This is a genomic window from Alteromonas sp. 14N.309.X.WAT.G.H12 (assembly GCF_036697315.1).
Classification (GTDB): domain Bacteria; phylum Pseudomonadota; class Gammaproteobacteria; order Enterobacterales; family Alteromonadaceae; genus Alteromonas.
In genome coordinates this window covers 1-26,431 of sequence record NZ_JBAHZB010000011.1, presented here as the reverse complement: position 1 = coordinate 26,431, position 26,431 = coordinate 1, and the positions used below count along the sequence as shown (strand labels likewise).

Annotated in this window: 20 protein-coding genes and 1 pseudogene; 12 read left to right on the top strand and 9 right to left on the bottom strand. The window is 44.8% G+C overall.

Features of this window, described 5'->3' with window-relative positions; translation table 11 throughout:
• From V5298_RS05955 to V5298_RS05945, 3 genes and pseudogenes are all read right to left on the bottom strand, one after another.
• Window positions 1–194: pseudogene (locus tag V5298_RS05955) on the bottom strand (uridine kinase); the annotation flags it as partial.
• Between the two features lie 97 nt (window positions 195–291).
• Window positions 292–1,251 (bottom strand): hypothetical protein, encoded by a 960-nt coding sequence (locus tag V5298_RS05950; RefSeq protein WP_332930555.1) that lies wholly within the window; start codon window positions 1,249–1,251, stop codon window positions 292–294.
• The gene (locus V5298_RS05945; protein WP_332930554.1) at window positions 1,235–2,143 is read right to left on the bottom strand and encodes a PhnD/SsuA/transferrin family substrate-binding protein; all 909 of its coding nucleotides are present in this window, start codon (window positions 2,141–2,143) and stop codon (window positions 1,235–1,237) included. Before V5298_RS05945 ends, V5298_RS05950 begins: the two co-directional genes overlap by 17 nt.
• An 805-nt stretch (window positions 2,144–2,948) precedes the next feature.
• On the opposite strand from V5298_RS05945, the gene V5298_RS05940 reads away from it, so the two are divergent.
• Window positions 2,949–6,116, top strand: coding sequence for a TonB-dependent receptor (locus V5298_RS05940; protein WP_332930553.1), 3,168 nt, complete (start codon window positions 2,949–2,951; stop codon window positions 6,114–6,116).
• A 271-nt stretch (window positions 6,117–6,387) separates the two neighbouring features.
• On the opposite strand, the gene V5298_RS05935 is transcribed toward V5298_RS05940, so the two are convergent.
• Both V5298_RS05935 and argR read right to left on the bottom strand, forming a co-directional pair.
• Window positions 6,388–8,982 (bottom strand): TonB-dependent receptor, encoded by a 2,595-nt coding sequence (locus tag V5298_RS05935; protein ID WP_332930552.1) that lies wholly within the window; start codon window positions 8,980–8,982, stop codon window positions 6,388–6,390.
• A 548-nt stretch (window positions 8,983–9,530) separates the two neighbouring features.
• On the bottom strand, window positions 9,531–9,995 hold the full coding sequence (argR, locus tag V5298_RS05930; protein WP_332930551.1) for a transcriptional regulator ArgR: 465 nt from the start codon (window positions 9,993–9,995) through the stop codon (window positions 9,531–9,533).
• 224 nt (window positions 9,996–10,219) lie between these two features.
• Between argR and mdh the strand changes: the two genes are divergently transcribed.
• Complete coding sequence (gene mdh, locus V5298_RS05925) at window positions 10,220–11,158, top strand: malate dehydrogenase (protein WP_332930550.1); 939 nt, start codon at window positions 10,220–10,222, stop codon at window positions 11,156–11,158.
• Between the two features lie 67 nt (window positions 11,159–11,225).
• Here mdh and V5298_RS05920 read toward each other — a convergent pair whose 3' ends face one another.
• The 3 genes from V5298_RS05920 to ppc form a co-directional block, all read right to left on the bottom strand.
• Complete coding sequence (locus V5298_RS05920; RefSeq protein WP_332930549.1) at window positions 11,226–12,689, bottom strand: flavodoxin domain-containing protein; 1,464 nt, start codon at window positions 12,687–12,689, stop codon at window positions 11,226–11,228.
• A gap of 15 nt (window positions 12,690–12,704) precedes the next feature.
• The gene (locus V5298_RS05915) at window positions 12,705–13,304 is read right to left on the bottom strand and encodes a PepSY-associated TM helix domain-containing protein (RefSeq protein ID WP_332930548.1); all 600 of its coding nucleotides are present in this window, start codon (window positions 13,302–13,304) and stop codon (window positions 12,705–12,707) included.
• A 280-nt stretch (window positions 13,305–13,584) separates the two neighbouring features.
• Complete coding sequence (gene ppc, locus V5298_RS05910) at window positions 13,585–16,209, bottom strand: phosphoenolpyruvate carboxylase (protein WP_332930547.1); 2,625 nt, start codon at window positions 16,207–16,209, stop codon at window positions 13,585–13,587.
• Between the two features lie 234 nt (window positions 16,210–16,443).
• Here ppc and V5298_RS05905 point away from each other — a divergent pair, with 234 nt between their 5' ends.
• The 10 genes from V5298_RS05905 to nqrM all read left to right on the top strand — a co-directional run bounded on the left by V5298_RS05905 (window position 16,444) and on the right by nqrM (window position 26,094).
• Window positions 16,444–17,064: an FKBP-type peptidyl-prolyl cis-trans isomerase gene (locus tag V5298_RS05905; RefSeq protein ID WP_332930546.1), complete on the top strand. Its 621-nt coding sequence runs from the start codon at window positions 16,444–16,446 to the stop codon at window positions 17,062–17,064.
• A gap of 118 nt (window positions 17,065–17,182) precedes the next feature.
• Entirely contained in the window at window positions 17,183–18,361 is a 1,179-nt protein-coding gene (gene fabV, locus V5298_RS05900) for an enoyl-ACP reductase FabV (protein ID WP_332930545.1), read from the top strand.
• Between the two features lie 609 nt (window positions 18,362–18,970).
• Window positions 18,971–20,308 carry a Na(+)-translocating NADH-quinone reductase subunit A gene (locus V5298_RS05895; RefSeq protein ID WP_332930585.1) on the top strand — a complete coding sequence of 446 codons (1,338 nt, stop codon included), beginning with the start codon at window positions 18,971–18,973 and terminating at the stop codon, window positions 20,306–20,308.
• Window positions 20,309–20,311: 3 nt separating this feature from the next.
• Window positions 20,312–21,511: an NADH:ubiquinone reductase (Na(+)-transporting) subunit B gene (locus V5298_RS05890; RefSeq protein ID WP_332930544.1), complete on the top strand. Its 1,200-nt coding sequence runs from the start codon at window positions 20,312–20,314 to the stop codon at window positions 21,509–21,511.
• Window positions 21,501–22,259 carry a Na(+)-translocating NADH-quinone reductase subunit C gene (locus tag V5298_RS05885; RefSeq protein ID WP_332930543.1) on the top strand — a complete coding sequence of 253 codons (759 nt, stop codon included), beginning with the start codon at window positions 21,501–21,503 and terminating at the stop codon, window positions 22,257–22,259. The genes V5298_RS05890 and V5298_RS05885 overlap by 11 nt, the downstream gene beginning before the upstream one ends.
• Window positions 22,260–22,271: 12 nt before the next feature.
• Window positions 22,272–22,904, top strand: a complete 633-nt coding sequence (locus V5298_RS05880; protein WP_332930542.1) for an NADH:ubiquinone reductase (Na(+)-transporting) subunit D — start codon at window positions 22,272–22,274, stop codon at window positions 22,902–22,904.
• A 3-nt stretch (window positions 22,905–22,907) separates the two neighbouring features.
• The gene (nqrE, locus tag V5298_RS05875) at window positions 22,908–23,516 is read left to right on the top strand and encodes an NADH:ubiquinone reductase (Na(+)-transporting) subunit E (RefSeq protein WP_332930541.1); all 609 of its coding nucleotides are present in this window, start codon (window positions 22,908–22,910) and stop codon (window positions 23,514–23,516) included.
• A gap of 20 nt (window positions 23,517–23,536) precedes the next feature.
• A complete protein-coding gene (gene nqrF, locus V5298_RS05870; RefSeq protein ID WP_332930540.1) occupies window positions 23,537–24,766 on the top strand; it encodes an NADH:ubiquinone reductase (Na(+)-transporting) subunit F in 1,230 nt (409 codons plus the stop codon).
• Window positions 24,767–24,828: 62 nt separating this feature from the next.
• On the top strand, window positions 24,829–25,851 hold the full coding sequence (locus V5298_RS05865; protein WP_416351152.1) for an FAD:protein FMN transferase: 1,023 nt from the start codon (window positions 24,829–24,831) through the stop codon (window positions 25,849–25,851).
• A 9-nt stretch (window positions 25,852–25,860) separates the two neighbouring features.
• Window positions 25,861–26,094 (top strand): (Na+)-NQR maturation NqrM, encoded by a 234-nt coding sequence (gene nqrM, locus V5298_RS05860; protein WP_332930539.1) that lies wholly within the window; start codon window positions 25,861–25,863, stop codon window positions 26,092–26,094.
• Window positions 26,095–26,178: 84 nt separating this feature from the next.
• On the opposite strand, the gene V5298_RS05855 is transcribed toward nqrM, so the two are convergent.
• A partial coding sequence (locus V5298_RS05855) for a putative peptidoglycan-binding domain-containing protein (RefSeq protein WP_332930538.1) occupies window positions 26,179–26,431 on the bottom strand: 253 nt, incomplete at its 5' end.

Below are 26,431 nucleotides of genomic sequence, written 5' to 3'. Positions count from 1 at the left end.
GCATTGGGATGATCGTAATTGTTTTTTTCCCTGGCTTCCATGGGCAGATGGTCCTGCGCACGATAGTAATGATCTTCTCGTAAGATCTGAACTTGACGGCCTTGTACACTGAATGCATTAAGTAGATTTTCAGTGAAAAGTGACTTGCCAGAGCCTGATGCTCCGGATATGGCTATTATTAATGGCGACTGCATAACTCTGAAAGGGCTGATTTTCCTCTTTCAAAGATACGCATTTGCCCCTCGCGAATCAATCTATAATTCACGATATTTACGAAGTGTTACCGCGCTTCTATTTGCCGAGTATCACAATATCCTCGTCTTTAAGAGGAGGAAGCGCATAAGAATGTTGTTTTGAACGAGACCCTTCGCCTTGTGCTCTAGGGGGGTAAAATTTCTCTTTTTCTTTCGGGTAGTGACTAAAAACCTCATCAAGGGTTGCCCGTATTTCACTTAGGGTTTTATCTAAGTTGGCGTTAAAATCCGGTTTCTTGCGTTTTGTATGCCCCAATTCGATTAACCGCAAAAATACGCGATTTGCTAGTATAATTAGGGGTTGAGGCACATCTTTATTTTGAGGCAAGGTGGCTTCTGGATTTTCAATGCAAAAACGTACCAAGGCCGCATAAAAACAAAAGGGTTTATTTTGCATTGTGACCATTGTGGAGTCGACACCATTGCCAATGGATTTTGTTGTCATATCAATGACTAACTTAGGCTCAGGCGGCTGTATTGCGGTTGTTTCTTCGGCTTTTCTACGCGCACTTTTTAAACGCAACTCAAACATTAACGGTGTTAACAAGAGTGCCGCGAGTATGGCCAAGGGATGAAGGCTAAGGCCAGACTGTAAAGGTAGCATGCCCACAACAATACGAATTTGTTGTTCGGCCGTTTGTAACTGTATCGTTGATTCAACCACATACGCGGGGGGAGGCTCATAAGCGGCTACATCTTGTATAGAATGAATGGAAATGGGGTAGTGACGGTTGGATAAAGTGGTATTAAACCGATTGATATACTGGGCTACCGCCGCTTCGTTTACCGGCGTATTTAAGGTTTGATTACCCACATCTAAAAAGGCCATATCCAGGCTAATACGCTGTTCAATATAATCCAGTGCGGTATGGCGCTTAAAATAGGTCGCCATAATTTGCCCTGCTCCTACCATCGATTGGAACAGACCGAACAATAAGAGTGCGATGAGGGCTGCTTTGAGCCACTGCGGCGCTGTCAATTCACTCAATCGTTGCATCGATACACGGGTCCTTTAGCTCGATTTGCTGATAATATTTATTGGTCTGGGAAGCGGACATACTAACCACAACCTGTTGAACAGCACAGCGAAGATCAGTATTGCGGGTGGGCATTTTTAAATACCATCGCGTACCACTGACGCCGTTTTCCAAGGCGGTGATGTAGCTTTTCGACAAGATATTGGAATCATTTTTATCCCAATAAGAGGCGATCATATCCACTTCACCTGCCAACAATACACGACGCAGCTCTTGATGGGAGTTGTAGTATTGCAGTTTGATATTGTTTTCATTTAGCCCTAAAGATTTTAAAACCGTTTTAGGCACAATATGTCCTGAACGACTGCTCGGATAGTCGAGAATACCAATGCGTTTGCCTAACAAATACTCTTTGCTGAGTTCGGGTTTTTCCTTTAAAGCAATAAAATAAGCGTTGTAATCAGGGTGAGTGGCTATTTCTTCATAGCCATATATCTCACTGGCACCAAAGGCATTGACCACATTGTTCTTTACTAGGGCCAAATCACTGACTCCGTGGTTGATATACCGGAAGGTATCATAATCACTTTGTCCTATCGTGATCTTCACATTGCCAAACTGACGCTTGATTACCGGGTTAATACAAAACTCTTTACGGGCTAATTGGGCAAAAGAAGGCTCGGTGAGATACACATCGAAGTTATCTGTGTTTGAAGACAGGGGAGCAGGACAGGTTAATACCTGGGCCGTTTGCGGCTCTATGGCTGCGATTTTCTCGTATTTTTGATAAAAACCGACAATCAGGCAGCTGAAGCCTATTAGCACCACAATTGGTAGTCTAAATGAGTTGGGTATTCGCAAGGTGACCAATGAATTAATAGTTCGTAGTCTTATTTGTTCATGGGATTTCACCAGTTAAGCTTATTTATTGCAATAGGTAAGTTTATTTTAAGAAGTTAAGTGTATGAAAAATAGTAAAATTAAATTAATGATCCTGAATTGCAATAAACGGTGGTTATCCATAAGAATTAAGCGTTGAATTGAACTACTGTTAACCGCAGATACTTGACGAGAGTATTGATACCAATAACCAGACCAAATGTTCTGGTAAAAAATAAAAATATCAGTTAAGTCAATGCGTTATATTTCTATGAAATGATCGTACTGTCATTAAGCTGAAACAATACTTATCAACAATGTCAGTGGTTATCAGTTAAAGTCGGTAGCACCATATTTTTTCTGTTTTGATGATGCTACCGTTTGTTGATTGTGATCTGAGGAAAAGCCAAACCTCCAAAGTGCATGGCTTTTCCTCGGTCAGAATCGCAAAATGCAGTGAACCACTTTTAACAATTATAATAATGTTCACTGAAAACCGTTTTATGCCTTTATATAGGTATCTGACGGCAGATTATATTCCGGCCACCATTCTGGTGGCTGGTCTCTTTCTTTTTCATAACGAAAGAGACGGTTACCTGCTGCAATAGTATGGATAATTTTTTGGCCTAGTGAAGGACTCAAGTGGTAATTGGTAGAACGCCAGTTATTACGCAAAGATTAAAAAGCGTACATTTTGAGATTAAATAAAGGTCACTGTCACATTAGTGTAATATAATATGCTCAGAATCGCGCCAAAGTGACATTCTCCTGGAATGATTGGACAACAATAATTAGCCAACGTTCAGGATTATTTTAAAAACGATAGGGAAACACACACATGTTTAACAAGTCTAAGCTTAGCCGCGTTGCGTTAGCGGTGGCTGTGGCTGCTGGTCTGTCGACTGCAGCTTTCGCCCAGGAAACCTCCTCTGCTATTAAAGGCAGTATCGTCGGTCCACAGGGTTCCCCTGCTGCCGGCACGACAATTACCATCACTCACGTCCCCACAGGATCCAAAAAAGTTGTTACGGTGAATAACGCCGGTCAGTTCAGCTTGCAAGGTCTGCGTGTTGGTGGTCCATACAGAATGGAAATTGATTCTGATTCCTTTGACGATAAAACCATCAGCGATTTGTTCCTTCAGTTGGGGGAGCCTACGGTATTGAATCTGGCGTTAACCGACGAATCCAGTATCGAGCGTATTCAGGTGACGGCATCTCAGATGGGAGCCGATGTGTTCGGTCAACGAAGCCCAGCGACGACGTTTAATCTTGACGATATCCAGTCTGCCCCGTCTGCTAACCGTGATTTAAAAGATATTGTGCGTGTTGACCCACGTATCAGTATTTCAGAAAGCGATGGCGAAGAAGCGATTATTTGTGGCGGTGGTAACCCACGTTTTAGTGCATTGACCGTAGATGGCGTTAGAATGAACGACAGTTTTGGTCTTAACCAAAACGGTTACCCCACAGTTCGCATGCCTTTCTCGTTTGATGCCATTGATCAGGTTGCCGTGGAATTAGCGCCTTTCGATGTTCAGTACGGGGGCTTTACTGCCTGTAACATCAACGCGGTGACCAAATCCGGTACTAACGAAGTTCACGGCGGCGTATTCTACGATTTCACTAGCGATTCCTTAATGGGTGATGAAATTGAAGGCAGCGATGTTGATACCGGCAACTTTACCGAAAAACGTTACGGTGTAAACGTTGGTTTACCACTGATTAAAGACAAGCTTTTCTTCTTTGGTGCCTATGAAAAATTAGAAGGTGCGCAAATCTTTAACTACGGCCCATACGGTAACCAGGTTTCTGATGCTGATCTTGAACGTATCCGTGAAATCGCATCTACTGTATATGACTATGATATTGGTGGTATGCCAGGTTCAATGCCTGTTGAAGATGAAAAGGTTTTAGTTAAATTAGACTGGAACATCAATGACGATCACCGTGCATCACTGGTTTATAACTACAATGATGGTTTCCGTATCGACCAATCAGACGACTATTCTACCGCTCTGTCTTTAAGCAGTCACTTCTACGAAGTGGGTGCTAAGCTGAATTCTACGGTGGCGTCCTTATACTCTGATTGGACAGACCGTTTTTCTACTGAAATTCGTTTAGGCCATATTAGCCTGACTAACCGTCAGAACTCCCTGGATGCCGACAGCGGCTTCGGTGAAGTGCGTATTGATAACGTTAATGGCGCAGATGTATACATCGGCCCTGATGATTCTCGTCAATCTAACGAAATGGACTGGAACAGCACGACTGCCAAGTTTGCTGGTACTTACTATCTTGATAACCACACGATTACTGCGGGTTACGAGTGGGAAACCTTAGAAGCGTATAACCTGTTCATGCAACATACCATTGGTGAATACCGTTTCAATACCATAGATGATTTTGAAAACGGTTTGGCCGATGACATTTACTACAATAACTCTGCCGGTACTAACAATCCTTCTGACGCTGCGCAGCGTTTTAGCTACGATACCCATACCCTTTACATTCAGGATGAATGGGTTATCGATGACCTGACGTTACTCTTTGGTCTTCGTTACGACAAGTACACCAGTGACGATAAGCCTAAGTACAATTCGGTATTTGATGAGCGTTATGGCTATGACAATACCACCACCTTCGATGGTATTGACTTATTGCAGCCTCGTGTTGGTTTCAACTATGTGTTGAATGACAACATGGAATTACGCGGTGGTGTCGGTCTGTACTCAGGCGGTAACCCCAACGTATGGCTGTCTAATTCCTTCTCTAACGACGGTATTACTAACATCGATACTTACCGCAGCGACTTCTATTTATTTGATGACGCCGGTACGACGGTTCCTTTAGTTAATGGTGGCAGCTTAATTTATTCCCCGCTTCAGGAAATGTACGATGAGGTGGCTGATGCGGATCCTGCATTGGGTGAAGAACCATCTACCAACGCGGTTCATCCTGACTTTGATATTCCAAGTGAATGGAAGTTTAATTTAGGCTTTACTTGGGTAACGGATGACGACTATGTATTCCAAGCAGATATCTTGCACAATAAAAAGCAAGATAGCGCACAAATCATCAACGTGGGCTGGGATACAGAAAACGTAACCTATGCAGCGGATGGTCGTCCTATCTATGATTACATTCAAGTGGGTGAAGACGATGAAGGTGATGCGGTATATCGTCATTACCTTAAGAGTGACCTGGTGCTGACGAACGCAGAGAAGGATGGTAGTTCAACGACGATTTCCTTCGCGGTTCAGAAAAGCTATGATTTCGGCTTGGATGCAAGCGTAGGTTATGCGTATAACCGTTCGAAAGATGTGACGCCAATGGCAAGTTCTGTGGCTTATTCTAACTTCACGAACTTCGCCTCATCTGATCCGTTAAACCCAGGTATTGCGACGTCTAATTACGAAGTTCCGCATCGTTTCACGTTAAACCTGCGTTACTCAACTGAATTCATAGACGGTTATAAAACCAGCTTCTCATTATTCGGCTCTAGTCAGAAAGGACGTCCTTTCTCGTACACCTTCTCTGATATCAATATCGGTGAAGCTCAATACGGAACTGACAATGCCTTGCTGTACATTCCGGAAGTGGATGATGCGAACGTAACTTATGCGGATGGTTTCGACCAAGCAGCATTCAATGATTTCATTGATCGTGAAGGTTTGACCCGCGGTGAGATTGTAGCGCGTAACTCGCAAAACGCTGATTGGTATACCCGTTTCGACTTCCGTCTTGATCAACAACTGCCTGGTTTCATGGAAGGGCATTCAGCGACAGCTTATTTTGTGTTGAAAAACGTGGGTAACTTCCTCAATGATGATTGGGGCGTAAGAGAAATTGGTCCATTCGTATCAGCACCTGTACTACAGGCTGACCTGAACTCTGACGGTACTTACACTTACAACGAGTTTTATGATGATAATACTAACCAAAACGGTTACTTCAACGAACAGTCGTTGTGGCAAATCCGTATCGGTGTGAAGTACAACTTCTAATCCTTAGGTTAATTAAAAAAACCGCCCTTTACCGGCGGTTTTTTTGTGTCTGTTGAATAGCCTGATGCACATTTTGGTCTTCTGTTCCTAATATCATTCAAGTGCCGTGGCTGGCAAAACAGAGTAAAGCAGCCTAGGAAAATCCCACTCTCTTAATGTACTGCCGCTGACGCCCATATTTACCAGAAAGTGTATGTTCTTGCGCCCTATGTACAAAAAAGCCGTCAGGGAAATCCTGACGGCTTTTAACGTTCTATTACCTTAGCTTGGTTTAGAAGCTGGCTTGTACTTTAAATGACATAGTACGGCCCAGTGGATCGTACAAGGTATCATCATAACCACGGAAGTAGGTGTCATCGTAGGTGATCATTTCATCGGTAAGGTTAGAAATCCCGCCCGTTACACGAATATTGTCGTTAACCTGATAAGACACGGTAATGTTGTGATTGAAGTAATCATCAGCATAGTCGTAGTAACTATACATAGTGTCACCGTTCGCACCGATAAATAGGGTACGCCATGCAACAGACCATTTATCACCGTCGGTCCAATCTAGGGTGATGTTACCACGGTTGTCTGGGTAGAATAGCTCTCCTGCATATTCAGTCCCTTCTTCTTCGTAGCTAAATACGTGGGAGAATTCTAAGCTTGCACCAAATTCACCGATAGACGTAGGCAAACGGTAATCCGCTGAAACATCTAGCCCGCTAGTGGTAACTTCTGAGTAGTTAGTATAACCAGAAGTGATAGATACGATCTTACCGTCATCATCACGTTCAATATTTGACGAGCTACCATCGGTATCAAGATCAATTAAATCGTCAACGTCAATACTTTCGATTTTATTTTCGTAGTCGTACTGGTAATAAGACACTTCAAATGAGAAGTTGTCGGTGACATCATAGACCACGCCCAAGGTTAATGAGGTGGAGTTCTCTGGTTTAAGATCTGGGTTACCACCGTAATACGTGAGGTGCTGTTGAGTCGTCGAACAATAACTTGTATCTGCTGAGGCATTACCTAAGGTATCGCAGTAATAAGTATCATAGGCACTTTCAAAGCTGTACGAAATGGTAGAGAACAGTTCGCTCATTGTGGGTGCACGGAAAGCTTCACCCCAGCTGACGCGTAATAACATATCATCCGTTGGACGCCAGGTTACCCCTAATTTAGGCACTGTGTCAGAGAAGTGTGACGTGGAGATTTCTTCCCCGGTGTCCCCTTCAAGGTCATAGCCGTCGTAACGTAACGCCGCTGACACTTCTACGTCTGCAGGAAGCTCAATGGCCCACTCAGTGTAATAGGATTGACGCTCACGGGTGGCATATACGTCATCACCGCCAGAACCACCAGATATAATGCCTAAGGCCGATTCCGGATCAGACATTTGGGTAAAGTCTAAGTTAGAATACTCAGCACCAAATACCGCGCTTACTGTCATAAAGTTGTTTTGGAATACCTGGCCAGAAATATTGCCGTCGATAATATCCCGTAATTGGTCAGATTGATAAATACCGGTATGTTCTGCTTCTTCCAGCAAATCTGAGTTATATTCAATCCAGTCTTCAGTACTTAAGCCCTGAACATTGAACAAATCCAGTTCTTCGCTGTCTATTAAGTCCTGAACCACCGTATCGTTAACCAGGTTGTAGTTGAATACTTCTTCTTTTGACGTAGTGCGCTGATAGTAAAGTTGCCAATCCCAGTCAGAGTCGGCCAAGGTAAAGTAACCTTCCAAACCTGCGACGATTTCAAAATTGGTTTTTTCAGTGGTGGCATCACGGTTGCCCAAACTTGTGGTTCGGAAATATACGGTACCGTCGGTGCCATAGGGGTTCATGGCGTTATCGGCATCAATGGTCAGGGTAGATGTGGATACCGGCGTCGCCGCATATCGGGAATCCGTGGTAGTTTGGGTGGCAGAGAAGCGAGAGATAAATTCCAGGTTATCAGCAAGGGTATACTGAATCTTGGTCATGATGGAGTTTTTCTCAGTGGCCCCATATAACCAGGTGGAGTTACCATAGTAATAACCACAGCGATCACCGGTATCTACTGTATCATCGATGTCTTCACAAAGGTCACTGTTGTAATAGTAACTGTCGGTGTCGCTATCATAGAAGTTAGCAACGGGGCTGTAAGTAGAATAGCCAACATCTTCACCCACCACAGCGGCATCGGTGACTTCCTGGGTATTTTCATGTTCGGCAACGAAGACAATGCTGCCTTTATCGTTGGTTAAACCTGCTGCAAAGTTATATCGGTTAGAATCACCGCCGTCTACACCTGGATCTTCAAAGGTATAGCCTAATTCCACACCATCAAAGCTTTTTTTGGTGATGATGTTAATTACACCTGCCACCGCATCTGAACCATAGATGGCCGATGCACCGTCGCGTAATATTTCAATGCGCTCTACGATAGACATAGGGATCATGGACATATCTGACGATGAACCACCGTCATAGCCTAAACCCGGTAAGCGTCTGCCATCTAAAAGTACCAAGGTGGCACCAGAGCCTAAACCACGCAGGTTAACTTCGCTGGATGCCGATGCACCAGAGCCATAACCTGATTGGCCACGGTAGGAACCAAAGGTGTTGATAGAAGAATTACGTAATACTTCTGCTACGGACGTATCACCGGATAACTCGATAGATTCTGCAGTGATTACCGTAACCGGGGATACCGATTCTAAATCGGTACGCTTAATACGTGAACCTGTTACTTCGATTTTTTCAATTGGTGCAGCTTCTTCCTCATCAGCGCTTTGTGCAAAGGCTAGAGGTGTGGTTAGCATACTTGCGGTACCCGCAAGTAACATACTGCGTTTTACTGCCAAACTAAGTCGTTTGTTCTTAAACATTAGAGTCCCCTGTCTTGAAGGTGATATTAAATAAAAAATTCATCTTCGTTTGTTGTATTTATTTTTTACGGATGTATCCGGTCGGGGGAATTAAGCACTTCATCGGGATGTTTGGCAATTTACATTTATTGAAATTTGCACGAATTAAGCCGTATTTACCGAAAAATTACATTGCTATAGGAACTATTTACAGTGAATGGGTTTTGGGTTGTTTGTTTTTTGTTCGCGATGTTGTTTTTTTAAAATCTATATTTATTTTGAATAAATGTAAAAAGCTTTTCCTTAAAGTTAAAGATGTATAGTGGTGTGTGAGGGAGAGTAGAGCGCAGGGTATGATGCAGGTTTAGAGGAAGTTTGCACTAACTTTACGTTAGTTTTCACAAACCTTAAAGTTAATTTGCTAGATTAGCAGCGTGTGTTTCTAATTTGTATCTCCTTGGTACGATTTAGTTTTAGCCGCCATATTTTATATGGCGGCTTTTTTTTGTGCTTTTTTAAATTTAATTGGGCGATTTTTAATTATTATAAAATTTGATTTTTGATAGAAATTAAACATTTTCGAATAAATCTTCAACACGTTGTCTTAATTCTTCAATGTGCGTGACATCAGCCGGTGCAATAAATATGGTATCGTCCCCGGCGATGGTGCCTAATACGCCATCTTTTTGACTCAATGAATCCAGTAATCTTGCGATAAGTTGTGCTGCGCCAGGGCTGGTTCTTATGATAACCATCACATTATTGTGTACAATGTCTAGGACAAGTTGTTTTAGTGGGCTTTTTGCCGTAGGCATTCCTAGTTCAGGTGGTAGGCAATAAACCATATCGCCGCGAGCGTTTCGTGTGCGTACTGCGCCAAACTTACTGAGCATGCGAGACACTTTTGACTGGCTGATATTGTCAAAAGCCTGAGATTTTAGCGCTTCTACAATTTCACCTTGAGAACCGAAGCTTTCCGCTTTTAGGATTTCTTTAAAGGCTTTGATCAATTTTTCTTGTTTTAAATTGGCCATAATTTCCTGTCGTAATTGGTGTTAGTAAAGACTTACGCTAATATTGTGCCGTAGCCCACTCGCTTAAGCAATGTTAGTGCATATTAATTCATGATATTGCATAATTTTTCAGTGAATGCCCGATATTCACATAAGATGAGGATTGGGCCATTGAGTTTTGCCGAGCGTTGTTTTAGTGTGACGCTCCGTTTATTTGACAAGTAAATATCCATAGGAGAAATGGTATGAAAGTAGCCGTGTTAGGTGCTGCCGGTGGTATTGGTCAAGCGTTGTCATTGTTGTTGAAAACACAATTGCCTGCTGGTTCTGAATTGGCATTGTACGATGTTGCGCCCGTTGTTCCAGGTGTTGCAGTAGACCTGAGCCACATACCCACAGCGGTGAAAGTTACCGGTCATGGTAAAGATGACTTGGGCGGAGCACTGACAGGTTGTGACGTAGTTCTGATCCCGGCGGGTGTACCTCGCAAGCCTGGTATGGATCGTTCAGACTTGTTCAATATCAACGCAGGTATTGTGAAAGCCCTTATCGAAGGTGTGGCTGATCATTGTCCTTCTGCTTGTATCGGTGTAATTACTAACCCAGTAAATACCACGGTTGCTATTGCAGCTGAAACACTGAAAGCAAAAGGGGTTTACGATAAGAACAAATTGTTCGGTGTAACAACCCTTGACGTTATTCGTGCAGAAACCTTTGTTGCTGATTTAAAAGGACTGGACGTTGCTAGTGTTCACGTTCCTGTTATCGGTGGTCACTCTGGTACAACGATCCTGCCTCTGTTATCACAGGTTGAAGGTGTGTCTTTCACCGATGACGAAGTGGCTAGCCTGACAACTCGCATTCAAAATGCAGGTACCGAAGTGGTTGAAGCTAAAGCCGGTGGCGGTTCTGCAACCCTTTCTATGGGACAAGCGGCTGCCCGTTTCTGTCTGTCTTTAGTTGCAGCGATGCAAGGTGAGAATGTGGTTGAGTACACTTACGTACAAACTGACGACAGCGATGATGCTGCCTTCTTCTCTCACCCTGTTCGTTTAGGACCAAATGGTGTAGAAGAAATTCTGCCTTACGGTGACCTAAGCGCCTTCGAACAGAAAGCAAAAGATGACATGCTGGAAGGTTTACGTGGCGACATCAAAATTGGTGTTGAGTTCGTAAACGGTTAAGCGAAGTCTATTGAATCAAAAGCCGGCTTTTTATAAGCCGGCTTTTTTGTATTTGTACTTATGTTCGCTAGTAAATGTCGCGATGATAACGTTGCGTATCGATGAGAAATTGTACTTTTTCTTCACCCAGGATAGCTAATAGCGCGCCATGTACGCCTTCTCCCATTCCTTCATAACTGCCGCATACATAAATTTGCCCTCCAGCGTCGACTAAGGCTTTTACGTCCTTTGCCGATTGCACGAGCTTGTCTTGCACGTATTGGGGCTGATTAGGACAGCGAGAGAAAACCTTATCCACCCGAATTGTGCTGGATTTAATCGGGGTATCTAAGGTTTGTTCAAGAACATCGTCTTTGTCTGGATAACGCTCGCCATAGAGTAGCCAAATACGGCTTGGCTTAATGGCTAAAGCAGGTTGAGTGAATTTGCTCAGCTGTGCACGTATGCCGGCCAAACCGCTTCCGGCGCCAATAAGCAACAATGGCGAAGTCAGCGCAGGAATGTGGCAGGCGGGGTTAGGTTTTATTTTTCCTTTGACTTGCTCTGCGACAGTCACATAGTGCGTTAGCCAGCCAGAGCCTAATCCCAGTTTACCGTTATCCAGTTTGTGCTGACGAACAATCAGCTTTAGCTGTTTTTCTTCAGGTATCGACGCAATGGTATAACTGCGAGTTGCGTTAAGGGGAAGGGCCGTTAAGCTAGCCACCGGCGATGTGTCGGTTTGCGGTGAATTAAGCTGCCGATAGGTAAGCCAGCGCTTGGCAGTCCAGGCTTGATTTTCAAAGTCAAATTCTAAATCGGGGCTAATATTGTGGTTGTGCAACCAGCGGGTAACTTCCAGTTCGCTGTTTGCTGGTAATATATCGAGAATATCCCCCGCTTCCCATGACATCCGGTCACTGAAAAAAGAAAGTTCGAACAGCGGGGTTTCGGAGGTTTTATTTAATTGGGTACGATTGTCTAAAATAAAATTGTTCGATGTTCCTGTGGCAAAGAAAACGGCACTTTTGCCTGTTTCTCCTTTGGCATGATCCAGCCGGGTAAGGGCTGCACCCGCCGTTGCACCGTGTTTTTCAAGTAATTGATACAGCTGTTCGCCAAAAGCACAGAAGTGGGGATAATGACTGTCACCGAGGGCAACCACATCAAATGTGAGATTTTGCAATGACAAGCTGGCATTTTTGGGGTTTTGCAAACTGCGGTAAAATGAACGGCCATTATCCGGTGGTTCGCCATGACCGTAGGTACTAACAACAAACAGGGCGCGTTTGATGTGGGTAAGCTCGCTAAGGGATAAATCGGATAACCGTGTTAACAGTACCGGGTATTCGCCCGCTTTATCGTTGGCGTATTGCTCAGCTAACGCGCGGGCATTGCCGGATTGACTGGCGTAGGCAATTAGAAACGTACTTTGATCGATGGCTGTTTTTGATAATTTCGGACGGTAGTGTCGCCACAGCAGTATAGCTACCCAAATGACATAAATGACAGTAAGGGCGACAGCGAACAGCAAGCGTTGAGATTCGGTCACAGCAATAGATCCGACTTAGTGAATAAAAACGAGCATAATGAATACAGGGATCAGCAGGCTTAATGCCGTAACGGGCCAGGTAGACGATTTATGGGGGGCTTGCTTAATGAGAAGTTGTAATCCGGTGACCGTAAATATGATCACCACGGCAGAAAATATATCAATAAACCACTTCCAAATGGTGCCGGTATTTCGGCCTTTATGTAAATCGTTAAAATACGCGATCCAGCCTCTATCAACACCTTCATAAACCAATTCTCCCATCTGAGTATCAATGGCGAGCCAATGATCCTGACCTGGACCGGGCCAGGAAAGATACAATTCAACGCCATCCCATTCCCCTTGTTTATTTGACGGCGGAGAAATAGCCTTTTCATCCTTTAGCCATTGGGTGAGTGCCACAGGGAGCTGTGTATTGCCTTCAGGCAATGCTGTGATAGTGGCGAGAATTGATGGTGGCACCGTAGTTTCCATATTACGAACCTGGGGCTGAACAGTAATATCGGTAGCGTGATTCAGGGTGATCCCTGTAATGGCGAACATGAGCATACCGGCTAAACATATGGCCGCAGAAATCCAATGCCATTGACGGGCGCTACCTATCGATAATCTCATGCACAACTCACGTAAAAGGGAAGACTAAAATAATGAGGGCACATGATAATAGTAATTATTCTTTTTTAGAAGGGCTGTTGGGGATTTTACCATGATAATCACTAGTATAACGAATATACAGGTAAAAACGGGCGTCTTGGCGGCCAATAGGGGTGATCTTTATCGATTATGGCAATGAAGGCCGAGATAAAAAGAGAAAATAGAATAACGAAGGGAAAGGGGTCATTGATAGGATAAAACAAACGCAGGCTCTGAATTTAGAGCCTGCGTGAAAAGTCTCTTAACCGGTATTTCGCATACCGATAGCAATACCTGCGATGGTGACCATCATAGCCCGTTCCAGTACAGAGTTGTGCACATCATCACCGGCTTTTCGGATACGATCCAGTAATTCGATTTGCAGATAATGTAAGGGCTGTAGATAACCGGCGCGGATATTCATGGATTCCTTACCGTGAGGGTCTTTATCCATGATGCTCTTTTGACCGGTAAGCGCCAGTAAAGAATCGATACTTTCTGATAATTCTTCACGCAATGCATCACCAAAGTGCTTTAGCTCGTCTGGTACAAGGCGTTCATCGTACGCTTCACTGATACGGGGGTCGGATTTGTGGAAAACCATATCCAACATAGATAAGCGCGAGCGATAAAATGGCCATTCAGCGAACATTTCTTCCACTACCGCCGGATCGCTTTGGTTTTTGACGCTATCAATGGCACGCATTACACCTAACCAAGAGGGCAGCACCAGGCGGGTTTGTGCCCAGGCAAATATCCAGGGAATTGCGCGAAGGCTTTCAATACCGCCTTGAGGTTTACGTTTTGATGGCCGACTTCCCAGTGGCAGTTTTCCGAGTTCTTGCTCGGGGGTCGCTACGCGGAAATAGGGCACAAAATCTTCATCATGACGCACGGTTTTACGGTAGTTGTCACGCCCGGCAGCCGCCATCTGGATGATTAATTCACGCCATTGGGGTTTAGGCTCTGGGGGCGGGAACAGCACGGCTTCAATGATGGCCGATGCGTAAATCCCCAGGCTTTGTTTAGCCAGCTTAGGCATACCAAACTTATAACGGATGGTTTCCCCTTGCTCTGTCACCCGGAAGCCGCCGTCAAGAGAGCCTGGTGGTTGAGAGTGAATGGCTGCATGGGCAGGTAAGCCTCCGCGGCCAATGGTACCACCGCGACCATGGAAGAGTGTTAATGTGGTATCGAATTCATTCGCCACTTTGACCAAGGCTTCCTGTGACTCATATTGGGCCCAGCCTGCGGCCAGTGCGCCGGCATCTTTTGCTGAATCAGAGTAACCGATCATGACGTATTGACGGCCTTTGGTATAGCCTCTGTACCAGTCAATGGACAGCAATTTACGCATCACCGTGGGAGAGTTGTTTAAATCATCCAGCGTTTCAAACAGCGGCGCTACCGGCATAGGCCAGTCCACGCCCGCTTCTTTTAAAAGCAATTGTACCGCCAGTACATCTGATGGCTCACTGGCCATGGAGATGATGTAGATCCCGAAACCTTCTTTGCTGTGTTGCGCAATGGTTTTACAGGTTTCAAGTACTTCGTTGACGTCATCGGAGGCTTCCCAATGCGTAGGGAAAAGAGGGCGTTTTGAGCTTAATTCACGGAGTAAAAAGGCTTGTTTATCGGCTTCATTCCACTGGGCGTAATCGCCTACACCGAGGTAACGGGTGATTTCACTGAATACGTCGGCATGACGCTCTGAATCCTGACGTATATCCAAACGTAATAGGTGGACCCCAAAACATCTTACTCGGCGAATGGTATCAAGCAGCATGCCATTGGCCGTGATGCTCATGCCACACTCAACCAAAGACTCATAACACATCATCAGGGGTTCAAGTAGTTCATCATTGGAGCAGATCCAGTCAGACTGGTCGACCTTTTTCCCGGCCAGATAATCCGTAATACCATCTCGGGTGATGCCACAGCGTTTGACCAGAGGGCGTAGTAATGCACGGTAAGGTTCGTTGGCATCATTACCGACAACATCTCGTAATGACTGGCTGCAATCAAACATGGATAGCTCGACTTGCAAACGATCTAAATCTGAGGCGAAAAGCTTTGCAGCCCGTTTGCGGGCTAACAGTAATACTTGTTCTGTGACTTTTGCGGTAACAAAAGGGTTGCCGTCGCGGTCGCCGCCCATCCAGGAGCTAAATTGCACTGGCGCCGCATCTAGGGGCAGGCCAATGTTGTAATCTTCTTTCAATCGTTCATCTAATTCACGGAGAAAGTCAGGTACCGCATCCCATAACGAATTTTCGATGACAGAGAAGCCCCAGCGTGCTTCATCCACGGGCGTTGGGCGTACCGAACGAATCTCCTCAGTATGCCATGATTGACTGATCAGATCGGCAATACGTGTTTCAATGCGGCGTCGTTCAATCGAGTCTAAACTCTCCTGATGGATTTCCTGTAAGCACTGAGCAAGCTCTTTCTGCTTGTGGATCAATGTACGTCGAGTCACTTCAGTGGGGTGCGCCGTGAGTACTAAATCAATGTTTAGTTTTGATACGGCTTTTTGCACATTGTCTTGTGTCAGTTTTGCTTTGTCTAAGTGGGTAAACAAGGCATCCATAGAGGCATCAACACTCATGGCACTGTTGTATTCCTGCTCTGCAATATTGCCAAGCGTAAGAAATTGAGCGAATGCCCGGCCGACAGTGAGTAGGTCTGCATCAGTGAGTTGTTTGAAAATTTCTTTCAGTTCTTCACTGCAAGAAGCATCGCCCTGATAGGACGAACGACCGTCTTTTCTGATTTTCTCGATACGGTCTAACCATTCCTGGCCTAATTCGGCTTTAATGGTTTCCCCAAGAACGGTTCCTAAGTACCGAACTGTGTCTCGCAGCTCAGCATCATAGTGTGATTGCATAGCTTCCTCCTATTTTATATGCCTCTAACCATACTTCATTCTGAATAATATTGTCTAACCACTTTGAGGTATAAATTTACTAGCCATACCAGTGCAATATTGATGGATCTCACGCCCTGAGCAACTTCGCGGGCAATATGATACACTTCGTGGCAAGTTAAATTTGACCTTGTCAGAGAGGCTATTTTTGACTAAAAACTAAACAAATCTTGTAATTTACTTTCAGGAGTCAATGTGACAGACAAATTTTCCAGCGTAGAAACGCAAGCAAGTTATGGAGTTGGTTTCCAAATGGGAGAGCAACTAAAATCCAACCCGTTTGAGGGCCTCTCCATAGATGCCGTCGTTGAAGGCATCCGCGATGCGTTTGGCGGTGAGGCATCACAGGTAGACACCGATACGCTGCGTAATGCATTTGGTGAGATTCATCAGCGTATGCAAGCCGAAAAAGAAGCAGAAAGCAAAGCCGTCATTGAAGAAGGTAACGCCTTTCTAACGAAAAATGCCGAGCGCGATGATGTCACAGTGACAGAAAGCGGTCTGCAATACGAAGTGATTGAAGCTGGGGAGGGGGCGAAGCCTGCTGCTGACAGCACAGTACGAGTACATTATCACGGTACGTTGATCGACGGTTCTGTATTTGATAGTTCATATAAACGTGGTCAGCCAGCCGAATTCCCAGTCAATGGCGTGATCCGTGGTTGGACCGAAGCACTTCAACTTATGCCTGTTGGTTCTAAGTGGAAACTGTATGTGCCGTATGAACTGGCCTACGGTGAACAAGGCGCTGGCGGCACTATTGCCCCTTATACGACCTTGATATTCGATGTTGAATTGTTGGATATTTTAGGTTAGAAAAACCCACGGTGACGTTCATGTCACCGTTTTTTATTCCGAGGGAACATCTGTTCAGAGTTGTTATCCCTTCGCACACGATTACAATACCGGCCTTATTTATAAAGGAACAAATACTATGGTTATCAAGCCTAAAGTCAGAGGCTTCATCTGTACAAATTCCCACCCTGTAGGTTGCGCAGCTTCAGTAGCTGAACAAATTGACTATATTCGCTCACAAGGCGAATTAGGAGAAGGGCCTAAAAATGTGCTGGTTATTGGTTGTTCTACAGGATATGGCTTAGCGTCACGTATAACGTCGGCGTTTGGTTATGGTGCGAAGACCTTGGGTGTCTGTTTTGAAAAAGCGCCCACAGAGCGTAAGACCGCCACCGCTGGTTGGTATAATACTGCGGCATTTCATCAGCAAGCAGAAAAGAACGATCTTTATGCGAAAACCATTAATGGAGATGCTTTCTCCGATGAGATAAAAGAAGAGGTTATCGCGCAAATCAAACAGGATCTAGGTGAAATAGACCTGGTGATCTATAGTTTGGCTTCTCCCCGTCGCACCGATCCGGTTACTGGCGAAACTTATCGCTCTACGTTAAAACCGGTGGGGCAGGCTTATACCACCAAAACCTATGACACCGATAAAGATAAAGTTCACGATGTCACATTAGAACCGGCCACCGATAAAGAAATTGCCGACACCATTAAAGTCATGGGCGGCGAAGATTGGGAACGCTGGTTAGATGCCCTAGCCGAAGCCGGGGTATTAGCCGAAGAATGCAAAACCACCGCTTATACTTATATAGGTAAAGAACTCACCTGGCCGATTTATGGGCAAGCGACCATTGGTAAAGCGAAAGAAGATTTAGATCGCGCGGCTGCGGCTATTATCCACAAACACAGTGATCTGCGGGTTGATGCCCATGTGTCGTCGCTAAAAGCGCTGGTGACCCAAGCAAGTTCTGCGATTCCAGTGATGCCTTTGTATATTTCGTTGATTTATAAAGTCATGAAAGAAGAAGGGACCCACGAAGGCTGTATCGAACAAATATTGGGTTTGTACCATACCTGTCTATACGGCGATGAGCCCACCTTAGATGATATGAATCGTTATCGTATGGATGGAAAAGAAACCAACGAAGCCACCCAGGCCAAAATTAAAGCGCTGTGGGATCAGGTGACTCAGGAAAACTTCCATGAACTTAGCGATTACGCAGGTTATAACTACGAATTCTTAAAACTGTTTGGATTCGGCCTCGAAGGTGTTGATTATGATGCCGATGTGGATCCTATGGTTTCCTGGTAATTTTGTTACTTAACGATAAAGAAGCCGTCTGATTGACGGCTTCTTTGCGTTTGTAAACGGGTTTTACGCGACAAGTCATCCCGCGAAGACAAAAAAGATGTGTTAAAATGCGTCGCCGAAAATAAATGGGATGTATTTTTATCGCTACATTATGTGTATTTGTGGCGATTTGAACGGGGATGGAAGAGACGGCTTCACCGTATTTTAAGTCCATTTTCGCTTTTGCCTCTTTATCGGTATAATGCTCGGCGAATATTAACTATTAACAAAATTTGTGGATAATCCATTATTTGCGTAGCTTAACCTTGTGCAATAATGCTAAAATCCCGTAGTTAAGTCAGGGGTGTTTTCTCTTTGCTTCCCACACTGGCTTCAAGTACGCATTATGTACAAGCTTAGAAAAGCTTGGCGAGCGCGTCGGCAAAATACAATAATTATATTCTTGGCACGTTTTCGTTACGAACTCCTCAATGAGCTTGTAGGGACGCTGCAAGGGAAATTCAATACATTCGGGTTTTAAACCTGATTATAAAAGAGCGCTTCTGCATGCAGGCAGCGGTTGCTGCAGTCATGCATAAGGGTTCTTCTATTAGAGTAGTGCGATTACGTATGATAAAAATCAAGAAAGGTCTCGACCTCCCTATTAAGGGAGCGCCGCTACAGCAAATCTCCGACGGAGCTGCTGTTTCGCGCGTTGCCATTCTGGGAGAAGAATATGTAGGCATGCGGCCTACCATGCACGTTCAAGTTGGTGACAAAGTGAAGAAAGGCCAGGTTCTTTTTGCAGACAAAAAGAATCCGGGCGTTCAATTCACTGCTCCGGCAGCTGGCGAAGTGGTAGAAGTTAACCGTGGTGCTAAACGTGTTCTTCAATCTGTAGTAGTGAAAGTAGAAGGTAACGACGCTGTTACCTTTGAAAAAATTGCCGCAGACCAGATAGTCAACGCATCTCAAGAACAATTGCAAACGTTACTTGTTGACTCAGGACTATGGACTGCGTTACGCACCCGTCCGTTCAGCAAAGTACCCGCCTTAGGTTCAACACCGCATTCAATTTTTGTTACTGCCATGGACACAAATCCACTGGCTGCCGATCCTGCAGCGATTATTGCAGAACGGAGTGACGATTTTGTCGCAGGTTTGAAAGTCCTAAGCCAATTAAGTGGCGGTAAGGTCTACGTTTGTAAAGCTGCAGGGGCAAATATTGCCACCGGTGATGCCAATGTTGACGTGGCTGAGTTTGCTGGTCCCCATCCAGCAGGTTTGCCGGGTACGCATATACATCACCTTGATCCTGTGGGTTTGAACAAGACGGTTTGGTATATCAACTATCAAGATGTCATGGCCTTCGGTGCAACAGTAGTTAGTGGTGAACTTGCTACTCAGCGCGTTGTGGCATTAGCTGGCCCATCGGTTAAAAACCCCCGCCTTATTCGTACTTGTTTAGGTGCTGATATTGCTGAATTGACCAAAGGTGAGCTCACTGATGGTGATGTTCGGGTCATTAGCGGTTCGGTGCTCTATGGAACAACCGCGAAAGGTGTGCATGGTTTCCTTGGCCGTTATCATCTGCAAATTTCTGCAGTAAGAGAAGGGCGTGAAAAAACCTTATTTGGTTGGTTAACCCCAGGATCTGACAAACACTCTGTAACCCGTGCTTATTTAGGCCATTTGGGTAGTAAAGAGTTTGAAATGACGACAACCACCAACGGCTCTGAGCGTTCAATGGTGCCAATCGGCAACTATGAACGGATTATGCCGCTGGACATCTTACCCACACTGTTATTGCGTGATCTGATTTCCGGTGACACTGACAGTGCTCAGGCAATGGGATGTTTGGAATTAGACGAGGAAGATTTGGCGCTGTGTACCTATGTATGCCCCGGCAAATATAACTATGGTCCGATTCTGCGCAGTTGTTTAAACACCATTGAGAAAGAGGGTTAAGTCATGGGTTTGAAAGCGTATTTGGAAAAAATTGAACCAAATTTCGAACCGGGCGGGAAATATGAAAAGTGGTATGCACTTTATGAAGCGGCGGCCACCATTTTTTATACACCGGGAACGGTGAATAAAGCCAATACTCACGTTCGGGATAGTATCGATCTAAAACGCATCATGATCATGGTGTGGCTGGCAACGTTTCCAGCAATGTTTTTTGGTATGTATAACATTGGGTTACAAGCTCAGGATGCGTTAGCAACTGGTGCCACTGTACCTGATGCCTGGCAAGCGGCTATTTTTGCGGCGTTTGGCGGTGATCTAGCCAATGCGGGTGGATTAGGGCTGTTTTTCTACGGCGCTTGTTTCTGGTTACCTATTTATGCCACAACCTTTGTTGTGGGCGGTTTCTGGGAAGTCCTGTTTGCCTCTGTGCGTAAGCACGAAGTTAACGAAGGTTTCTTTGTTACCTCAGTATTATTTGCCCTTACGTTACCGGCTACTATTCCATTGTGGCAGGTTGCATTAGGTATTACTTTCGGTGTCGTGATTGCCAAAGAAGTCTTTGGTGGTACGGGCCGTAACTTCTTAAACCCTGCGCTATCTGGCCGGGCTTTCTTGTACTTTGCTTATCCTGCGCAGATCACAGGTGACCAGGTATGGGTTGCTGCAGATGGTTTCTCAGGGGCAACATCATTAAGCCAAGCGGCTTCAGGCAACCTTGATTACAGTAATATGGATCAGTGGCTGAGTAGCTTCATCGGAACGATTTCCGGTTCCGCGGGTGAAGTATCAGCATTGGCTATTATGATCGGTGGTCTATTTATAATGTATATGCGCATTGCCAGTTGGCGAATTGTGGCAGGTGTGGCCATTGGTGTGGTCTTCTTTGCTACCTTGCTCAATGTCATTGGCAGCGATACCAACCCCATGTTTGCAATGCCTGCACATTGGCACTTTGTTGTAGGTGGTTTGGCATTTGGTATGTTCTTCATGGCTACGGATCCCGTTTCAGCGTCGTTTACTAATCAAGGTAAATGGGCATACGGTATATTCATTGGCTTTATGACAGTTCTGATTCGCGTCCTTAACCCGGCCTTCCCAGAAGGTGTAATGTTGGCAATCCTATTTACCAACCTTTGGGCGCCACTGTTCGACTATTTCGTCGCACAAAGCAATATCAAGCGGAGGGTAGCTCGTGTCGGCTAAGAAAGAATCACTAGGAAAAACCGTTGGCGTTGTTGTCGCCGTTTGTTTGGTTTGTTCAATTATTGTGTCGGGCTCGGCAGTAGGTTTACGTGAACTGCAGCAAACTAACGCAAAATTAGATAAGCAAACAAACATCCTTACTGCAGCTGGTTTATACGAAACCGGTATGAGTAACGCAGATGTAGAGCAGACGTTTAAAGAGTCTGTTGAAGTTCGCTATGTTGATTTAGATTCCGGTACATTTACTGAAGCGCCAGAAGCTGATTATGACATGTACAAAGCCGCGAAGGAAAAAGAGAGCAGCACGCAAGTGGTTAACAGTAATGTTGGCTTCCAGCGTCGTCCGAATGTTGCCACTATTTATCTGGTTCACGGTGATAATGGCGAGGTCTCTCGCTTAGTCTTGCCTGTACACGGAAGCGGCTTATGGGACTTAATGTATGGTTTCCTAGCCGTAGATGCTGATGGTCAGACTGTTAGAGAGCTGATCTATTATCAACAAAGTGAAACGCCTGGACTCGGTGGTGAAGTACAGAACCCAGAATGGCAGAAGAAATGGGATGGCAAGAAACTGTATAAAGACGGTGAAGTTGCTATTCAGGTTAAGAAAAATGCAAATTCTGAGTATGCGGTAGATGCACTTTCCGGGGCAACCCTGACCAGTACAGGTGTCCAAAACACCATTCAGTATTGGGTCGGTGAGCAGGGCTTCGGTCCTTTCCTTAAGAAACAAGCATGGCGTTCATAAAGGGGACTTATCGTGGCTGACACTAAAGAAATGAAAAAGGTCCTTTTTGGACCCATTTTGGACAACAACCCTATCGCTTTGCAGGTATTGGGTATTTGTTCTGCACTGGCGATTACCACCAAGCTGGAAACAGCACTGGTAATGTCACTGGCTCTGACCAGTGTTGTCGCCTTTTCTAATCTGTTTATTTCACTGATACGGAATCAGATTCCGTCAAGTGTGCGGATTATTATTCAAATGACGATTATCGCTTCGTTGGTAATCGTTGTTGACCAAATTCTAAAAGCCTATTCCTACGAAATATCGAAGCAGCTTTCGGTGTTCGTTGGCTTGATCATTACTAACTGTATCGTGATGGGACGGGCGGAAGCCTACGCCATGAAAAGCCCGCCTTTGATGAGCTTTTTAGACGGTATCGGTAATGGTTTGGGTTACTCTTTTATCCTGATTTGTATCGGTACAATTAAAGAGTTGTTTGGTTTTGGTACGATTTTAGGCTTTGAGATTTTGCCCTTAGTGCAAAACGGTGGCTGGTATCAGGGTAACGGGTTATTGATTCTACCGTTTAGTTCATTCTTCCTGATTGGTGGCGTGGTATGGGTTCTTCGTACCTTCCGTCCCGAACAAATCGAACCTAAGGAGTAATTCATGGAACATTATCTGTCTTTATTCGTTCGTTCGATTTTTGTCGAGAACATGGCACTGTCCCTCTTTTTAGGTATGTGTACCTTTCTCGCTGTGTCTAAAAAAATTAAAACAGCCATGGGTCTTGGTGTGGCGGTAATTGTTGTACTGGGTATCTCAGTACCGGCTAACCAAGTTATCTATGTCAACATTCTTGCTCCTGGCGCTTTAGCTTGGGCAGGTTTCCCTGATGCGGATCTTAGCTTCCTAAATTACTTAACCTTTATCGGCGTTATCGCGGCATTGGTTCAGATTTTGGAAATGAGCTTGGATAAGTTCTTCCCTGCTTTGTATAACGCGCTGGGTATCTTCTTACCCTTAATTACAGTGAACTGTGCCATCTTTGGTGGTGTTGCCTTTGCTGTACAACGCGAATACAACTTTGGCGAAAGCATCGTTTATGGTGTCGGTAGCGGTATGGGTTGGGCACTGGCCATTGTTTTACTGGCGGCAGTGCGTGAAAAGCTTAAATATGCTGATATGCCTGATGGCGTACGTGGTTTAGGTTCTGTGTTTATGATCGCAGGACTGATGGCCCTTGGCTTCCAGTCTTTCACTGGTATTCAGCTTTAATTGAGCTCGGGAGCATATAAATGAATGTAGAAATTTTCCTTGGCGTTGGCATGTTCATTGCCATCGTTCTGGCGTTGGTATTCATCATCATGTTCGCCAAGTCGAAATTGGTGCCAAGTGGTGATGTTACTATCTTAATTAACGGTGATCCTGAAAAGGCCATCAAAACGTCTCCAGGTGGTAAATTGCTTGGCGCATTAGCAGATAATGGCATTTTCGTCTCGTCTGCCTGTGGTGGCGGTGGTTCTTGTGGTCAGTGTCGCGTTGAAGTGAAATCCGGTGGTGGTGAAATATTGCCTACTGAACTGGACCATATCACTAAGGGTGAAGCCCGTAAGGGGTGCCGACTTTCCTGTCAAGTTTCTGTGAAACAAGACATGGAAATCGAATTGGATGAAGAAATCTTTGGTATTAAAAAGTGGGATTGTGAAGTCATTTCTAATGACAACAAAGCCACGTTTATTAAAGAACTGAAACTGAAAATCCCTAACGACGAAAGTGTACCTTTCCGTGCCGGTGGTTATATTCAGATTGAGGCGCCACCTCATCACGTAAAATATAAAGATTTTGATATTCCAGAAGAGTATCGCCCTGATTGGGAACGCTTCGGCTTCTTTGATATCGAATCGAAAGTAGATGAAGAAACCATCCGTGCTTATTCCATGGCGAATTACCCTGAAGAAGAAGGGATTATTATGCTGAACGTGCGTATTGCTACGCCGCCACCGAATAATCTTAGCTTACCAGCGGGTAAAATGTCGTCGTATATCTGGAGTCTTAAGCCAGGTGATAAAGCCACGATTTCAGGTCCCTTTGGTGAGTTCTTCGCTAAAGATACTGACGCTGAAATGGTCTTTGTTGGTGGTGGTGCTGGTATGGCGCCCATGCGCTCACACATTTTCGATCAGCTTCGTCGGTTGCATACTAAACGTAAGATTTCGTTCTGGTATGGTGCCCGTTCATTGCGCGAAATGTTCTATGTAGAAGATTTTGATGAACTGGCCGCAGAGAACGAGAATTTTGAATGGAATGTGGCATTGTCTGATCCACAGCCAGAGGACAACTGGGAAGGGTATACAGGTTTTATTCACCAAGTACTGCTTGAGAACTACCTGAAAGACCATCCAGCCCCTGAAGACTGTGAGTTCTATATGTGTGGACCACCTATGATGAATGCAGCAGTAATTAATATGCTCAAAGATCTTGGGGTGGAAGATGAAAATATCCTGCTTGATGACTTTGGTGGTTAATCAGGAAAAGATATAATGAGAAAAGGGGGCTATGCCCCCTTTTTTGATAGTAAGGAACTGAAGTGATTACGCAATATCTTCGTTTAACGCTGGTGGTTTTCGTTTTATTTGTTGTCGCCGGATGTGCCAAAGAAAGCAAGCAAGTGGTGCATCTTCATGGTGAAACCATGGGGACGACCTATAATGTAAAATATGTCGTCGATGATCGTGGGCAAATCGATGGATTAAAAGCGGCTTTGGATAAGCGTTTGGTAGAAATTAACAAGTTAATGTCTACCTACGACCCCACGTCTGAGCTTTCCAGATTTAATCAATATCGTTTTACCAAGCCTTATCCGTTATCGCCAGAGACCACAACCGTAGTAAAAGAAGCCCTGAGATTAGGGGAGCTTAGTCATGGTGTATTAGATATTACCGTTGGCCCTTTGGTCAATTTATGGGGGTTTGGCCCGAATAAACGTCCTGAAAAAGTGCCTGATGAAGCACAGATCAACGCAGTTAGACCTTACGTCGGGCTTGATAAGTTGACGCTGACGCCACAGGGACTGAAAAAATCACATCCTATGGTATATGTGGATTTATCCACCATTGCCAAAGGCTACGGTGTAGACGAACTAGCCACTATCATGGAAGACTATGGCCTTAGCAACTATCTGGTGGAAATTGGTGGCGAGATGCGGGTTAAAGGTGAGCGGGGCAATGGTGAAGAATGGTTAATCGCCATTGAAAAGCCCATCACCACAGAACGGGCGGTGGAAAAAATTGTGTCAGTGGGCACGAACGCCATTGCAACGTCCGGTGACTATCGCAATTACTATGAAGTCGACGGTAAACGGTATTCTCATTTAATCGATCCCCGTACGGGCAGCCCAATTACCCATAATCTGGTTTCTGTAACCGTGGTTCACCCATCCTCTATGACCGCCGATGGCCTGGCAACAGCATTTACTGTTATGGGCTGGGATGAAGCTATAAAACTGGCTGAGAAGGAAGATTTAGCCGTATTTCTAATTCGCCGTACAAGCGATGGGTTTGAAGAGTACGCTTCTCCTCGTTTCAATGCGACAGTTACTGTTAAAAACTAAGGGGTTATTATGTCTACCTTTATTCTTGCATTCGTTTTCTTTCTTGCCATGGTTTTGGCCATGGGCATCGGTTACTTGGTGCAAAAAAAATCTATCGCAGGTAGCTGTGGTGGATTAGGGGCGTTGGGCATTGAAAAGGCCTGTGATTGCCCGGAGCCCTGTGACCGTAAGCAAGCCCGTTTAGACCGAGAAGCCAGTCGTCAGAAAAAAATTGCAGAGTGGAAAGACAATCAAATTATGTAACAGGGTTGGTTGTTCGCCATTTAGTGCATTGTGAATATTAAGCAGGCTTAACCCCTAGGTTTCAGCCTGCTTTTTTACGTTCGGTTAGCTGATTGCTTTTAACGAACGATTTATCCACCCCAACAAGAACTTAGCTTGGGATGGATTATTGTTCACAATATTGGCGTATCTTGCCATTTTTTTAAGGGCGTATTCACGAATAAAAACACTTTCTTCCATGTTATTCACGGCTTTTAAAGTTATAGAGCCAACAATGCCGTCGGTGGTGACACCAGCCACGTCTTGAGTCAGTTTTATGGCCGTGGAAACCCCAGCGTTAACGGCAAAATCAAAAATA

What these genes read in the sequence shown, in the direction of transcription:
- V5298_RS05915 (WP_332930548.1), bottom strand. Translation starts at nt 13,304, where the DNA reads ATGAGATTATCGATAGGTAGCGCCCGTCAATGGCATTGGATTTCTGCG.
- argR (WP_332930551.1), bottom strand. Translation starts at nt 9,995, where the DNA reads ATGGCCAATTTAAAACAAGAAAAATTGATCAAAGCCTTTAAAGAAATC.
- nqrM (WP_332930539.1), top strand. Translation starts at nt 25,861, where the DNA reads ATGTCTACCTTTATTCTTGCATTCGTTTTCTTTCTTGCCATGGTTTTG.
- V5298_RS05940 (WP_332930553.1), top strand. Translation starts at nt 2,949, where the DNA reads ATGTTTAACAAGTCTAAGCTTAGCCGCGTTGCGTTAGCGGTGGCTGTG.
- V5298_RS05950 (WP_332930555.1), bottom strand. Translation starts at nt 1,251, where the DNA reads ATGCAACGATTGAGTGAATTGACAGCGCCGCAGTGGCTCAAAGCAGCC.
- fabV (WP_332930545.1), top strand. Translation starts at nt 17,183, where the DNA reads ATGGTTATCAAGCCTAAAGTCAGAGGCTTCATCTGTACAAATTCCCAC.
- nqrE (WP_332930541.1), top strand. Translation starts at nt 22,908, where the DNA reads ATGGAACATTATCTGTCTTTATTCGTTCGTTCGATTTTTGTCGAGAAC.
- V5298_RS05895 (WP_332930585.1), top strand. Translation starts at nt 18,971, where the DNA reads ATGATAAAAATCAAGAAAGGTCTCGACCTCCCTATTAAGGGAGCGCCG.
- mdh (WP_332930550.1), top strand. Translation starts at nt 10,220, where the DNA reads ATGAAAGTAGCCGTGTTAGGTGCTGCCGGTGGTATTGGTCAAGCGTTG.
- nqrF (WP_332930540.1), top strand. Translation starts at nt 23,537, where the DNA reads ATGAATGTAGAAATTTTCCTTGGCGTTGGCATGTTCATTGCCATCGTT.
- ppc (WP_332930547.1), bottom strand. Translation starts at nt 16,209, where the DNA reads ATGCAATCACACTATGATGCTGAGCTGCGAGACACAGTTCGGTACTTA.
- V5298_RS05890 (WP_332930544.1), top strand. Translation starts at nt 20,312, where the DNA reads ATGGGTTTGAAAGCGTATTTGGAAAAAATTGAACCAAATTTCGAACCG.
- V5298_RS05935 (WP_332930552.1), bottom strand. Translation starts at nt 8,982, where the DNA reads ATGTTTAAGAACAAACGACTTAGTTTGGCAGTAAAACGCAGTATGTTA.